Origin of the sequence: Ancylothrix sp. D3o, assembly GCF_025370775.1 — a bacterium.
GTDB lineage: Bacteria > Cyanobacteriota > Cyanobacteriia > Cyanobacteriales > Oscillatoriaceae > Ancylothrix.
On the sequence record NZ_JAMXEX010000033.1, the window covers coordinates 1 to 15,019 of the forward strand.

Here is a 15,019-nt window from a genome sequence, read left to right on the forward strand (position 1 = left end):
TGTTCGGTGCTTTATTTTAGTGAAGCGGGGGGGCCGGTGAAAGGACAAAATGAAGGTTAATTTAAAAACCTGGAGTAAGTGTCCAGAATTTTATTTCTCCCATTATATCCCATCGCAGATTCAGTTAGACATCGAAAAATCGAGCATCCTATCAAACTCAGATATACGTCAGAAATGACACTTTTTTACGGCAGAAATGGCACTTTTGTACGGCACGAGATCCGAAAAAAACCCAAAAATACCAAGTACCCAAGCTCAAACATACGGCAGAAATGGTACTTTTTTACGTCAGAAATGGCACTTTTTTACGGCAGATTTTCTTAAGTACAATTGCTTAGGTAAAATAAATATGAACTTTTATAAAGTAGTGTATTATGCGTGTAGTGTTTATCTATTTGTGTTGGGTGGGCCGGTGGTTAATTTGGAAGTGAGGGAGGTAAAAAAAATTATTGATGCTGGAGGTGAATTTTGGGGTTGAATTCTGTTAAGGAAAAAAAGATTAATTTTGTAGAAAAAGTTATTGCTTCGAGTAACTGTAGCCTTGGATAACAATTATTTATTGCGTGCAATTTTTTTTACCAGCCTTGATTGCAACTGCTATGACGATTCTGACAATATTACTTGTTGCATAATGCCGGCCTCATCGGATTGTTACACCGGCATCATTGAAGTGGCATTTTTGCCTGTTGAGCGATTGGTAGTGCACGGTTGTCTACGGGTCTGTGGTTAGTCCTTGACTCTTTCTGGTCGGTGGTTAGTGTCTGGTATTTACTGGCCGGTAGTTAGTGCTAAATTCTTGGCAGGCCGGTGGTTAGTGTCGAGTATTTACTGGCCGGTAGTTAGTTCTTGACTCTTTCTGGCCGATGGTTAGTGTCGAGTATTTACTGGCCGGTAGTTAGTGCTGAATTCTTGGCAGACCGGTGTAGTGAAACTACATAAGCACAGACTGCTAGTTAATAATTAAATCTTCGCAGTTTGCAGTGAATAGGTGGCGACCTTAGCAGGATAGGAAGAAAAAATGATATTTTATAAGCTTGGACTATCTGCTCAACCTAATTTAGCTTAGATAATTTAATAACAACACGAATCCCTTACAAGTAATGGGTTTTTAGCTAATTTTATTTCGATAGAAGTTCGTGTTACAATTTTTCCCGTTTAACCACTTTTGAGGGGCGTGTAATCTCTCTCGCTTTCCACCCATCCTTAAGGAAATCTAAAATTGCTTGAAATGATGATTTTGAGAAATATATAGTCTGGTTGTTCGATATAGTAATATTGTGAAAAGTGGGGGCCGGTGAAAGCTTGAAATGAAGGTTAATTTAAAAACCTGGAGTAAGTGTCCAGAATTTTATCTCTCTCCATTTTACCAGATCAGCCATTCACTTAGACAGAGGTACGAGGGTATTTGGTTAGATGCAGTTACAAGGTAAAAAGAGCATTTAATAAGGTAGAAAGATGATTTTATAAGGTAGAAAAAACGCCAAAAATGCTGAGCTTCTTTGATTAAAATGGGTCGTAAGCTCTACAATTACGAGCTTTAAGGTAAAAATCGCAGTTTATAAGGTTGAGGAAAAATTGAGTAGAATTGCTTAATGAGTTTTTTAAAAATAAACTTTTGTAAAGGTGTGTAGTGTTAGCGTAGTATCATTCTGGTTGTGAGTGGTTGAGCGTTAGCGAATTTGAGGGAGATATTGGAACTTGGGAATTTCTCGTAGTTCAAAGCGATTTTATCCTGAATAATTGATAATTTAAAACGCTAAAGATATGGTATATCTGGGTAAGCTTTTGGTTTTTTTTGCTGTAGATTGAGATGGAAATAATTATTGGCTTGTTACAAGACTTAAACGTTAATTGTTGGGAAGATCGCCATCGTTATCAAAGATATTAATAGATAAATAAAAACGTATTATATTATTGGTTTATTTTATAATAATTGAACAAATGCTCTTTCTTTCTTTCTAAAATAGGAATTGCCTCAATTTTCCCAATGCTTATAAAAAAACATAAAGTAAAAAATTACCCAGCTAATATCTGTAATAGCGTGGAATCTATTACTGGCACTGCGGTTTATTAGGTGATATTGATTTAGTTGGGGGCTTGCTCAACTATAAAATTGAGCGGTTTAGAGAATTTGGCTTAGATTTCAAGCAGCCCTCGGTTATATCAGAATTTGGGGGATTAGACCGGCTGCGTTCTGCTGCGCGATAGTGTGGTGTTTCGGTATTCAAGTGTGGCCCAGAAGTTGGGGTTGCCATTGCCTAAAGGGTGGTTAATGGTAGGGCCGCCGGGTACTGGGAAAACTTTTGCTGCTGGCGTTTGTGCTGCAAAATTGAAAGTGCCGTTGGTAATTGTTGATGTTGGGGCTATGGTGGCCGGTGGCGTCGTCTATGTTGAGGAATTACTGCGCCGGGTTGAAGCTTTAGGCCGGTCTGTCCTCTATTTTGATGAGTTTGATAAGTTGTTTTCCGCCAGTAGTGGGGATTTGACGGGGGAAGCTGCTACCAGTATTCAGATTTTGGGTAAGTTGTTGACGTGGTTGCAGGATAAGACATCTGAAACCTTTGTGATTGCGACGCTCAACCGGCTTGCTGCCCTACCTCCTGAACTTACTCGTAAAGGCCGGTTTGATGATATTTTTTATGTCGGTTTCCCCCAAGCAATTGAACGCAAACAAATTATTGAATTGCACGCTGCCCGTTTTGATCGCCGTTACCAATCAGGCTCACCGTTATCTGAAAAAGAATGGAAGATTTTGCTTAACCGTACTCTCAATTTTGTTGGGGCAGAATTGGCCGGTATGGTTGAAGCTGCGGCTACGAGGAAAAGCGAGAAGGTTTTTAATTTGTTGGCTCAGTTGCCGGTTAACCCATCACCTGAATTAATGATTGAGTTGGAAACTTCTGTCTCAGAAAATGTGTTTTTAGATATTCAACGAGCCGGTGATGATTTTTCAACACTATTATTACCTCAAGGCTGTTTAAAGTTGACTCTACAAGATTTCCTTCAAGAACGAGAATTGATTACGCCCCTTTTTGTAAGAGACACAGACCGGATTTTAGCAATGGAAAACTCAGCCCGTTATGTGGCACAACCGGCTTCTTCTCCTGATAATTCAGAATATGCTCCATCTATTCAAAGCTTTTGGGGGGAGCAGGCTGGTTGATGGAAATAAATTATACTGAGTTCAGCCAGCTTCTCCTCTCTAATTGATGCTTGAAAAACCTTCCCTCACACCTCCTTTGATACAGATTCATAAACCATGCTATACAGCGATTTTAATACTATCGGGAAAGTCAAACAGGCATTTGGATTAACCACTGTTGAAAATGTCCGCTTTTTTCCTCCTATTGACCCTATTCTTCCCAGTGATACGCTAACAGCTTTTTTAGAAGAAAGTGTGCCGCTTGCTACCGCTACTGGTAGTGAAAAAGCTCGCTCTGAATTGATTATTAGTCCTATTCTCCTAGAAGTTAGAAAAATTTTACAAAGAAAAATTAGCCTTTTTTCTGGCGAAGAGTTTTCGGTAGATTCGGCTGCCCGTCTTAATGGAGTCTGTGATTTCCTCATCAGCCGCTCCCCGGAATTACTGGAAATTGAACCGCCGGTTGTTGTAATTCTGGAAGCTTCAACAGCCGACTTAAAAACTGGGATAGGTCAATGTATTGCTGAAATGGTAGCTGCCCAGAAATTTAATGAACAAAAACGCAATCAGATTTCTGCTATCTATGGCTGTATTAGCAGCGGTACTCAGTGGCGTTTCTTAAAGCTAGAAGGCCAAACTGTGACCATTGATTTTACTGATTATCCGCTTTTCCCTGTCGAACAAATACTGGGTTTTTTGGTATGGATGGTCGAGCAAAATTAACTTTTTTTCCTTTCTCGGTATAAACTTTGGGTACTCAATTTAAACCGAACCCATCTAACAATTCGACCGCGTTGAGTTTTACTTCTTCACGGTTGCCGGTCGTAATTAACAGTAGTTGCTGGATCTGCGTTCAGCGGCTAACTTTTGCACTCTCCTTAATCCTACACATATCTCGTGGGTGGCTTGCGTGTCCTGGGTGCAAACTTTGGAGGGTTTAAGCACGGCGTCTTCACCCATCAACCAGAGACGTTGACCCATGACTTCTTCGTGAACCTGCTCGACTTGGGCACGACGTGGAAGGCGACCTCTGAAGATGAATATGAGTTCGAGGGGAGCGATCGCAAAACCGGCGACCTGAAGTGGACGGCTACCCGTGTTGACCTCATCTTCGGCTCAAATTCTCAACTCCGAGCCCTCGCGGAAGTCTACGGTTGTGTGGACTCGCAACAGAAATTTGTCAATGACTTTGTGGCGGCGTGGGACAAGGTGATGAACCTGGATCGCTATGACCTTCGCGCAGTCCAAGCATCAAGCTCTGCGAGAGGTTTCTAAACCTCGCGTCAGCTACACTAACCTGCCGACATCCTGAGCGTAGGTAGAAGCCAAAAACAAAAATGAGGGCGACGTTTCAAGTTAAGTTGAAACACCGCTCTCAGCTTTAGTTCCCAATTCCTCAGTAAAAACTATTTTTGCAAATATATTTATCCCTCTCCTAAGAAACAATTTGATACCAAATCCGGGTTCCACAGACTACTTTCCTTGTTTGAGCAAATCCGCTTTAGACAAAGGTTTAAACTTCTAGCGATTAGTAGCCTAGATAAAGTAGATTTGGTAGGAGTGGGGGATGCAGCAATGAGGTCAAACCCCATTGTTTGAGCCTTCCGCCGAAGACTTTTGGTAAAGTCAACACCACTAATCTGTTCAAGGTGCGTTTGCAGATCGAAAGCCGGCTGATTATCTTGAGGTTTACGGCGGGGAGAACCTGCAACAGGCAGGGCAATATCTGAGGTGACCTCGAAGGTTGATAAACACTGCTCAATTTGAGCATCACAAGCTGCAATCTGAACTTGATAAGCATCATAGAGTGTCAGTTCTTGCTGCAAAATAAACAAATGTTCTTGCCGATAATCCCCTTGCAGGGCTTGAGCAATTTCTGTCGTCCTTCGACGGCTACGAGGATGGCGCAGAGCGGCTAATGTTTGTGGGTTATGATCTCCAGCCACAATTGCTCGAATAATTGACATGCCTGTAGTACCTGTGATGTCGCTAACGATTGTGCTCACCGGACACAGATAGCTGTAATATCTCATACCAATTCTTTATGAAGCTGCGCTAAATAAAGCCTCCAGAATAAAATCGTAGGAAGTAAGAGAAATGATCTGATCTGGTATAATTGCTTGGAGCAGTTCACTTAATTTGTGCCGCAATTGAATGAGGGAATCGCAATTTTCCCATTCTAGTTGGCGTTTTAGCCACTGCCAAACTCTTTCAATTGGATTGAGTTCTGGAGAGTGAGACGGTTGAAAAATTGGAATAATATTTTCCGGCCAATCCAGACTTTTCAAACGGTGAAATGAGCCTTGGTCAAACTGAATAACGGCCACATCATCCCCGCTTCTCAACGGAGACTAAATTTAAAAATCGTTGAAAACAACTCCCCTCTAAATGAGAGAATTCATAGAAAAAGCTATATCCAGTTAGAGGTTCTACTACTCCATACAAATAAAAGTTGTCTCGTTGACCTTGGCTCTTGCCGATGGGTTTAATGCCTAATAAAGTAATTAAACGTCCCGAAATTGTTTTCAGTCCCAGACGCGTTTCATCTTGACATAAATATCTTAATTTTTTTCCTTTTCCAAATAGCTCTTGTAAAACTTTTAGAGCAATTGGAAGTTTTTTTTAAAGTTAGACTGGCTTTCTGGGTGCTGTTTTATGCTTTGAGGTCGAGGAACTTTCAGCTTTGCTTTTAGCTGGTAACGAACCAATTGATAAACCGTCTTATAAGCTAAATTTAGCCCCAATTCATCTAAGAGCCATTGTTTAATCTCCCCATAACTGTGAAATCCTCTCGGCTCTTGTAAGCGCTGTTTCAAGCGTTCAAGATTCGCTCCACGGACGAGCGGTATTTTTCCTGGTGCCTGTTTAACTTCAAGCAAGCCGACAATTCCTTCATCTTTATACTTCCTAATCCATCTGGTAATTGTTGCGTTGTCTCGCCCTATAAGTTGAGCCAACTCCTGCCTGCTGATCACCTGTTTACTTTTGAGTAAGTAAAGTAAAAGCAATCTCTCTTTACTACTTGCTGTTGAGGCATTTTTAAGGGCTTTTTCTAGCTCTTGTTGACTTTCAGCAATTTCTACTTCCAAGCGACGGCCCATTTAGGCACCTACTCCTAAAGAACTCTTCTGTTTGATTATAGCGCATCTTCATGCAGAACTGGTATCACCGACAATTTGAGTTTGTTCCGGTGCAGCGGGGTTGTTAGCCCTCCATCACGCACAAATACTTTTCTATATTTCTCTAGGCTGTGGGACTAAAATTCCACCAACTTTAGGTTTTCCTGATCTATACAAGAAAGACTGAATATCTTGTTCAATTGTATTCAGTAGAAAAGGTTGAGCGAGGGGAATAAGCGCAATGACAATATCTAGGACTGGAAAGTCTCGTCTTTCAACAAGCCACTTAGCAACCTGTCTTTTTTCAATATTAGGCAAATTGACTGGTTCTGGCATTTTAGCATCTGCTTGAATAAGTTGCTGAACAATCTCAAAACCTTCATAGAAAATCTCTACAAAATCTCCATCGTAAGGTAAGGGACAAATAATTAGCCCTGTTCTGCTATCCTCTCGAATTGAATCATTACTACCAGGAGATGCGGGAACTATACCGATTCGCAATCCTTTATCTGACTTCAGTTGTGACCTGTTGGTCTTTATAGTTGTACCAACCCAACGGTCTGTATCAGCAAAACCAGCAATAAGGTCTGCCCTCCAAATCCCACTAATACTAGAGGGAATAGCTTGTCTAAGTTGTTGCTTGTTAAATGCTAAAGCTATGTTATCAATATGTTTTTTTAGCTTTACAGGGGCACCTTTAGTACCATGAAGGAGTAGCGAGTTATCTGTAAGAATCTCTTTGGCAGTGTCGATAATTTGAAGTGAGCCAGATTTTTCTAATCCAAATAAAATTGATGAAGGATCTGTATTTCCACATATTCCACACAGCTTTAAAGCATCTTCAAATCGCTCTAAAACTGATGGATTTTGAGTGTTCATAATTGCATCATGCACTGCATACTCAAAGCAAATTCCACAATCCCCGTCCCCGCGTCGATAAGCTCTGGAGAGCATTTTTAGCGGAATTTTCTCGTACCCACCATAGTACTCTATGACATCTTTCTTGATTGAGTAAAGTAATCCAACCAAGATGGGCTGCACAACAGCAGTTAATGCCATTACTCTATCAGCAACTTGACTTTGCTGACTTTCAACTCTGAAAGGGATGTCAGTGTACATTGATTTTTTTGAGGAGAGCTACATAGATACAACTTAGTTTTCCCATATGGACTCTAGCCGTAACACTACCTCTTGACTCTCAAGTACTGCACTAGACCTATGACCATTCGAGCATCTATAGCAGTCGCCAGTCCAGTTAGGACACACTTGAGCAAGCTAAACGAAGGACGTGTTCAATAGCCTCTCTAATAGTGTCAAAATGCTTAAGTTGGTGTAAAATAAGGCTTTTTAGCCAAGACCAACAGTGTTCAATTTTATTTAAGTCTGGGGAATAACTGATCATTAGGTGATCCGAGGCGAGGCTATGCTAACCTGCGGCGATCTTGAACGTAGGTAGAAGCTAGACACAACGATGAAAGCGGCGTTTCAACTTTTCTTGAAACGCCGCTCTCGGCTTTATACCTTGATGCAAAGCTGCTTAAATGCAATTAGGTTCTTGTTGTTGTCTAATTGTGCAATCGTTAACATGGCCCAAAGCACACAGAAAATCCAATATATAAAATAGCTGTCCACAAAGTTATGTGCAGCTGCATGCAGAGTAAATCTAACCTCTTGATATACATCGCTACTTGTTCCGAAGCATAATGTTCCGGTTGAGTGGCTGCAAGTAACCTCTGCATCACCACCCAAATCTGTCCTCAGTCCGCTCCGACTGGGTTGTTAGCTCTCGCTATCATCAATCTCTATGAATAAAAAGTGTGCAATGCCATTCTCACCACAAAATACGTCTAAATTTAAATTATCGAGTGCTTGAAGAGTGGCAGGAATAGAAACGCTTTCATCTGTTCCATCTGAACTTGTGAGCGTAACTCTTCCATTCGAGATCGGCATATAATTCCCTCTTTTGTCTTGGCAAGCAGTTAGTAACATTGATATCAAGTTTTTTGGTTTCCCAGGACGGATGGAACCCACAAGCTCTTTAAGTTCAGAATCTTTCCACAATAAGTTGGAGTCTCGATATGCCTTATCAAATTGAAATGTGTCTTTATGCCAAATGCAAGTAGATGCCCAAGAATCAAAGTGGGGTGGCTCTTTTTTTCCAGGTTTTTTCCCAAGTATGAAGAATTCCCAAATAGCAGCCTGTTTTATCCATTTTGATTGCCGCCGTAGTTGATCACTGAAGTGAGAGATGCCTGAGTTCTGAAGAGAATCCCAAGAGTTATCAAAACGTATCCTCTTTGCCTCAAAAAGACATATCCTGGCAGCATCTTTATACTTTACTACAAGCATTGCATCACAACCAAATTTCCTTTCATGATGCGTTAATAAGGTTTGTGAATAAGCAAAACAAGGTAGCTGACGATATTGCCAAAAATCTCTAATTCCTTTTGTCAAGTTGGACACGTAATCCCTCTCACTAACCAAAACGTTGTTGTAAAGATCTAGTCTGCATCGACGATCTTCTGCATAGGCCATTGCTGCAATGAGGTAGATGTTAGGATTCATAAGCATTTTTCAGTTTTCTGTGTGATTATCAATCATAGGCTGTTAAATCGATAACATCAAGGGTACTTAACTTTGAACTTTGACAATCAATCTTTAAAAAACAGTCCCACAGACAACTAGAGAGCTAACTATTTATTATACGGAAAGTTTTCGTATAATCTTTTTATCAATCCTAATACATCAAGCATCATAACGGATTCTTGCCTGAATCTACGGGGAACTTCTTTTTTACCCGCTTATTTAGGTATTCTACATAATTTTTCCTTATAACCACCCTTTACAGGAGGATTATATAGAATTTTTCCGTGTGTCCCTTGATGTTATATAAAAATTTTCCGTATAACATCCTTATTTAAGATATTACACGGATTTTTTTGCACAACTTCCAATGGAACAACGTCCAAAGAAACTCCTCGAACAGGTGCAAGATGTTATCAGGCTTAAGCACTATTTTTATCAAACAAAAAACAACTATATCTATTGGATTAGATTCTATATTTTTTTCATAATAAACGCCATCCCAAAGATATGGGAAGTAAGGAAATTGAAGAATTTAAAACACATCTTGTTGTCAATCAAAATGTGGCAAAATGTGGTTGCATCAACGCCAACAAGCATTTTATTCGGTTTTATTTTTCTCTAAAGAGGTATTAGAACAATATTTAGATTTAAAAAACGATGCAGTTCGTGCAAAAAAATCTAACTATTTACCAACCGTTTTTATAAAAGATAAAGTTTTAGCAACTATTAAAATGTTATCCAGCGTATATTAAATTTTTATTAAATCGCTTTATGACACTGGTTTATGCTTGAGTTAAGATTTAAACTTGCGCGTTAAAGATGTTGATTTTGCTCAACAACAAATTATTATGGGCGATACAAAAGGAAATGAAAGTCGAGTAACGATGGTACCTAGTCGAACAAAATTAGCTTTTTTTCCCCTGTCAAAGCCCTAAGTTTTGGGTAAATAGCGGGATGAACTATCATCCGGTCGCGCGTGTAGATAGCGCTCTGTTGTGGAAATGCTAGAATGTCCCAAAGTTGCTTGTACCAAATGCAGAGGAGCACCCCTATCTAATGAATGGGAGGCGTGAGCATGACGCAACCAATGGGGTGATACTTTTTGTTCAAGACCGGCCCGGAGAGCCGCTGCCCTGACAATTCTAACAACATTACTTGGGGCATAATGCCGGCCTGATTTAGTAGGAAACGCCGGCATTGTTGAACCGGCCTTTTTGCGTGTGGATTGTAAATCTTTCCATAATTGTTCAGAGATAAGAATGTGGCGAAGTTTAGAGCCTTTCCCTAAAATATCGACTTGCCCGCCTGGGATTCGTTTTTTTAAATCCTTCCACTTCAGGTTACACATTTCACTCAACCGGCACCCTGTGGAGTAAAGGAAGCGTAGCATCAATTTATAACGAGGATTTGGTTCAGAGTGGATTAGCAATAAAACTTCCTCTTCTGTTAGGATGCGTTCACTTAATTTTTTTGGTTCGGGTGCTAATTCAATTAAGCCTCCTACGTTATCCATTAAATACCCACAAGCTTGCCCGAATGACAGTAATGATTTGACTGCATATAAACGCCGGTGGATTGAACTTGGTGCGTAACCCTGCTGTTCCAAGGCACTAGCAAACCCTGCTACATCATCAATCGTGAGGTGGGTGAGGGGCCGGTTTTCCACAAACGTCTTAAATTGGGCGATGTCCTGCCGGTAAGCAGCAATGGTATTGCCGGTTTTGCCACCCAACCACAAATCTATGAACTGCTCATCGGTCGAACAGTCTGTTAGTTTAACCGTGCTTTGTGCTGCTTTTTTGTGCCGGTAGGTCAACATGGGATTTTTTTACCCCGGAGGATAAAACGATCCTACTACCTGTAAGGAGAAAAATAAGTTTGTTAGCTGGAGTTTATATGGATGAGAGCTTTACGGAAAACGTAGGTCAAATAAGTGTTTGTTATTTGACGTTGAATGAAAGGCAATTGAAAGTAGGGTTTCAATCGCCTGAACTCCTTGCTGGGGCAGGGCAGGGGCGGATCTTCTTCTACTTTTGGGTTTTCGGAGGAAAACTACCGTTCGCTCGCTTTTGTTTTTTAGCTATGGGGCCGGTTTAAAGGTCGGTTTTTGGCGTTGTGTTAGGTTGCTCGTAATATGGCCCCTTGTTCCCCCCTAATAGTGCTCTTTTGGCACAAGTGTGAGCTACCACAAGCCTCTCCTAGATGTGCTAAGATCGGCATTTGATAGCAGACTTAAGGGTAAAATGGCCAACAGAATACGCTGGCCAAAGACCGCTTGTGAGCTACCACAAGCCTCTCCTAGATGTGCTAAGACCGGCATTTGATAGCAGACTTAAGGGTAAAATGGCCAGCACTATACACCGGCCCCTCTCCCGCTGCTCCAGACGACGGACTTGGCCCCGATGAATGAAATGGCCAACACAACACACCGGCCTAATCGCCCGATGACGAATAAAATGCCATCCCCCACCGGCCTAATCGCCCGATATGGACATCGAACTACTACCGACTTCATGGGCAGCAGTTCAATCGAGAAGGCCGGTGTTTTATGACAGCCCGCACCCGAACTAAAATTAAAAGCCTCCTGTTGGATGAAGCTTCGCCTTTGGGTGCAATAGTGCCGGCGGAAATTTAGCTGGTCTATCAACCACAGGTTCCAGCCTCTGGGTCGTAGGTTGCAGAGGTAATTACCGTGCCGGCAGAAATTTAGCTGGTCTATCAACCACAGTGGGTAACAAAGCCCCATCAGGGAATATTAGCGGGACTTAGACATTTTCTTAGCACGAAAGAGGCTGAAAACCTATCTGGGTAAAGGAAAGACATCACGGATCTCATTCAGGCTGAAACCCTTACCAATTCTGGATTGATGCTCATTCAGGCTGAAAAGCTTGCTTTGTCTGGGGTTGAAGCCATTTTTGACTCAGTTTTTGTCTAAGTCCCGCTAAGTTTAGGGGGTGTAAATGCCGCTCATTTAATTCTTATTTTCGCATTTTCGCTTAACGGGCGTACCCGCATGAAGTTATGGCTGTCACAGGGGAGGACACCACTGATGCCCTGGGCAAGAAACGATTGAACGGGGTGTGGTGATAGGTGTTATTCGTAGTACACAGAAGTCAGTAATATTTGAAGTATTTTTTAAGTCAAACTTTTAAGGAAAACACCACTTTTTATATCCCTTTCAACTGGGTGTTCCTCGTTAGCAGCATTAGCCATGGCGTTCGCCCAATTATGCCATATTTTTATTGACTCATTTTTAAAATCTTCCGAAATAGAATTCCAATCGGCATCCTGTTCTATTTTTTTTAAAAAATTAATAATTTGCTCATAGATATTTTTGTCTGGCATTTTTTGGATATTTGTATCTAAATTGTCTTCCAGCTTTTTCCGCCAAAGACTAAAGTATTTTTCAAATTTATCTTCACTCTGCTCCTCATAGGCTATTTTAGCTGCTTTACCAATCCCATAAAGACTATCAGCAATCAACCGAGCAAATTTCAAGTAAAGGGCTCCAGATAAAGATTTAATGAAATATTCAATAGCCTCTTTAAATTTGTTTTCAATTAAACATCTTTCCCCCCATGCTAAGTTAACTTCTGCCATAAGTGCTTCACGGTATTCGGGTTGATCCCTAGGAGAAATTTGGAAATTTACCAGCTTTTCAGCAAATGCAGCATATTTTGTTGCTTGGTCTTGGTTACTTAACCTTGAGTAGGTTCGGCTAACGTGAGTTAACCAATGTGCGACCCGGTGTCTGTTCCCAATTTTTGAAGAAAAGTAAACAGCTACTAAAAAATTATCAATAGCTTCTACTAGATGGTTCCGGTCTTCTTCTTCGTTACAAAAATAAAGATCTAATCGTCCCAGATTACCAAAAATTTCTGATATGCAGAGATGTAAGTCAAAATCAAAAAGATTATTATTTTTATCTTTTAGAATATACTTTCTTAGTTGTTCTTTATAATAAGAAATATCTTTAAGGGGGGTCCGCCATAACTTTCCATATAAAAATTTTTTGTTCCCTGAGAAAAAATTATAAATCATATTTTCAGCAGCATAGAGCAGGGCAATTGGGACATAAGCGTTACTTATGCCTGCTTGGTAACTTTCTCCATGTAAAAACTTAGCAGCCTGAGTGATTATTCCTTGAATATGAGCCGAACGTATTTGCATCAATTTAGCCATGTGTTCGTGGCGTTCTAATCTTTCTTCATAACATTGTTGAATTAAAATACTTTCTTGTAATAAAGATATTCTTAGGTCGGTAATAGTATCTATAACTTCTTCCAAGCATTTATTAGCGCCATCAATTTTAATTTCATTTTCACTATCTTGAATGGAATAATCATCAATTTGATAATCATTAAGAAGTTTCCTCGCTTGATGTAGTTTATGTAAAACTTTTGCATTTTTTTTACACAAATTGGGGTAATTTGTAGTATCACTCATAGTTTCACTTAGCCAACTCTCGAAGGCAACTACAACGGCTTGCAACAGACAAGTTATAGTATTTTGATCTACCCATAATCCGTTATAAGTCTTTTGGCTATTGTTGTCCGTAAGAGAAACAGAAATTCGGGCTAAGCTATTTGCTCGTTTTCCTAATGCTCTTACAGCCAACCCACATAATTTTAACGAAGGATATCCTAACCCATGAGCAAGAGCAACCAACATATTTTCTATATGAGGAGCGATAGAACTATAACGCCAACTAAAAGTGGAGATATCTTTTCCCATCCGCCAAGTTATTACTGCTTCCTTTACAGGATTTAATCCTAAACTTTTTTGCTCATTAGGATTAAACTTCGAGAACTCTTGTAAAATACCAATTTCTTGTTCAAGTCTAAAGCCTGATTTTTCTATCTCTTCAACAATAGGTTTAAATTTATTATCTTGAGCGAAGTCATCCAATAAGAAAGTTAGATTTTTAAATTCACAATCAATAACCCTAATCCGAATATGATGATCGTCAGGATTTCTCAATATTTCATTTTCAGTAACACTTTGGTATAACTCAAAAAGCTCAGTTTCTTCAAAATTAGTTTTTCCGGCTCTAGCATAAGTATTAATTAGTGATAAAATTTTCCTAATCCTTCGTGGAGGAGCATTTTTGTATCTCTCTTCTAACCAGTTTTTTGCTGCCTCTACACAAATAAGCTTTTCAGAGAAAAGGGCATTTTCTTGGGAAGGAACTTCTTTAAGGATCGCATTTAAAATAGCTTCTTCAATTGACCAGAGATTTTTATCAGGAATCCAAAAGCTAGATAATCGTGATACAATCCGGTAAATTTTTTTATCTTTGAGAGGTTCGCCGTCCACCGTTAAACTTTGAGAACGAGGGAGAAATCCGGCAAGTCTTAGTAGTCTATCAGGTCCCTCTTTTCTTAATCGTTCACGGTTTTTTGTTGCTTCTTTCGATAACCTTTTTCCTAATTTCTCCATTTTTTCAGGTGCGGTTAAGAAATCCCAAAGCCTAATAAGGTTTGCTCTGTAAATGGGCAAGTCTTCTCTTGTTCCGGCCATGAAATCTATTACGGGTTGGCGGCTGATATCAAGTCCTTTTGCTAGCTGAAAATCTGAAGTACGCAAATCACCCTTATACTTAGTCAGTTCTTGACGCAACTGATCCCAATTGCGCTTTTCCTCAGCCATATACTTTTCGTAGCGTTTATTCTCAACCTCTAATGCCTCATCACATCCCTTCTCAGACCATTGTAATGTACGTCTCAGCTCGTTTCGTTGATTTCCATTAGTCGAGTTTGTGTTTTCACAAGGGTCTGAGGGTGTCATAAGAGGGTGTTTTCGTAAGTTAGAGGCTGGGCAGGGGGCTTGTAAGCTAAAGTATACCCCGTTTGGAGCCTAAGCTTTAGAAACCTGGGTTAGGAGTCCTTTTGGAATACAACTCCTGTATAAAAACATTTAATTAGAGGGTAATTGAGAGAAAAAGTTGCCTATTTAATAGCCTTCTATTTAAAACAGGCCATGAAAAATCACTTTAGAGGGTAAGAAACAGCCATAAATTAGCAAAAAAAAGGATTGTTGCAAGTTTCGTAGGCAATTATAGACTACTTGACAGTTTAACTTATGGAATGTAATAATCTTTGTAAGGCAAGGCTTTCATAGTTAAAAGAGTGTCAAAAAAAACTTGCCAGGAGGATTAAGAAGAAGTTAAAAT

Annotated in this window: 13 protein-coding genes; 6 read left to right on the plus strand and 7 right to left on the minus strand. The window is 40.0% G+C overall.

Annotation, left to right across the window (positions count from 1 at the left end):
• The first annotated feature begins 349 nt into the window (after positions 1-349).
• The 4 genes from NG798_RS24520 to NG798_RS24535 all read left to right on the plus strand — a co-directional run bounded on the left by NG798_RS24520 (position 350) and on the right by NG798_RS24535 (position 4,417).
• Positions 350-478, plus strand: coding sequence for a hypothetical protein (locus NG798_RS24520; protein ID WP_261226346.1), 129 nt, complete (start codon positions 350-352; stop codon positions 476-478).
• A gap of 1,731 nt (positions 479-2,209) precedes the next feature.
• Entirely contained in the window at positions 2,210-3,163 is a 954-nt protein-coding gene (locus tag NG798_RS24525) for an AAA family ATPase (protein ID WP_261226347.1), read from the plus strand.
• Between the two features lie 96 nt (positions 3,164-3,259).
• On the plus strand, positions 3,260-3,865 hold the full coding sequence (locus NG798_RS24530) for a hypothetical protein (protein WP_261226348.1): 606 nt from the start codon (positions 3,260-3,262) through the stop codon (positions 3,863-3,865).
• A 174-nt stretch (positions 3,866-4,039) separates the two neighbouring features.
• On the plus strand, positions 4,040-4,417 hold the full coding sequence (locus tag NG798_RS24535) for a peroxidase family protein (protein ID WP_261226349.1): 378 nt from the start codon (positions 4,040-4,042) through the stop codon (positions 4,415-4,417).
• 149 nt (positions 4,418-4,566) lie between these two features.
• Here the strand turns inward: NG798_RS24535 and NG798_RS24540 are convergent, their stop codons facing one another.
• The 5 genes from NG798_RS24540 to NG798_RS24565 all read right to left on the minus strand — a co-directional run bounded on the left by NG798_RS24540 (position 4,567) and on the right by NG798_RS24565 (position 8,832).
• Positions 4,567-5,109, minus strand: a complete 543-nt coding sequence (locus NG798_RS24540; RefSeq protein WP_261226350.1) for a hypothetical protein — start codon at positions 5,107-5,109, stop codon at positions 4,567-4,569.
• Between the two features lie 75 nt (positions 5,110-5,184).
• A complete protein-coding gene (locus tag NG798_RS24545; protein WP_261226351.1) occupies positions 5,185-5,469 on the minus strand; it encodes a transposase in 285 nt (94 codons plus the stop codon).
• Between the two features lie 273 nt (positions 5,470-5,742).
• Positions 5,743-6,243 carry a helix-turn-helix domain-containing protein gene (locus NG798_RS24550; RefSeq protein WP_261226352.1) on the minus strand — a complete coding sequence of 167 codons (501 nt, stop codon included), beginning with the start codon at positions 6,241-6,243 and terminating at the stop codon, positions 5,743-5,745.
• A gap of 132 nt (positions 6,244-6,375) precedes the next feature.
• Positions 6,376-7,380 carry a hypothetical protein gene (locus NG798_RS24555; RefSeq protein ID WP_261226353.1) on the minus strand — a complete coding sequence of 335 codons (1,005 nt, stop codon included), beginning with the start codon at positions 7,378-7,380 and terminating at the stop codon, positions 6,376-6,378.
• A 660-nt stretch (positions 7,381-8,040) separates the two neighbouring features.
• A complete protein-coding gene (locus NG798_RS24565; protein WP_261226354.1) occupies positions 8,041-8,832 on the minus strand; it encodes a hypothetical protein in 792 nt (263 codons plus the stop codon).
• A gap of 522 nt (positions 8,833-9,354) precedes the next feature.
• Between NG798_RS24565 and NG798_RS28275 the strand changes: the two genes are divergently transcribed.
• A complete protein-coding gene (locus NG798_RS28275; protein ID WP_375339001.1) occupies positions 9,355-9,480 on the plus strand; it encodes a hypothetical protein in 126 nt (41 codons plus the stop codon).
• Between the two features lie 298 nt (positions 9,481-9,778).
• Here NG798_RS28275 and NG798_RS24575 read toward each other — a convergent pair whose 3' ends face one another.
• A complete protein-coding gene (locus tag NG798_RS24575; protein ID WP_261226356.1) occupies positions 9,779-10,666 on the minus strand; it encodes a tyrosine-type recombinase/integrase in 888 nt (295 codons plus the stop codon).
• A 592-nt stretch (positions 10,667-11,258) separates the two neighbouring features.
• On the opposite strand from NG798_RS24575, the gene NG798_RS24580 reads away from it, so the two are divergent.
• Entirely contained in the window at positions 11,259-11,399 is a 141-nt protein-coding gene (locus tag NG798_RS24580; RefSeq protein WP_261226357.1) for a hypothetical protein, read from the plus strand.
• 583 nt (positions 11,400-11,982) lie between these two features.
• On the opposite strand, the gene NG798_RS24585 is transcribed toward NG798_RS24580, so the two are convergent.
• Entirely contained in the window at positions 11,983-14,634 is a 2,652-nt protein-coding gene (locus NG798_RS24585; protein ID WP_261226358.1) for a hypothetical protein, read from the minus strand.
• Between the last annotated feature and the right edge of the window lie 385 nt (positions 14,635-15,019).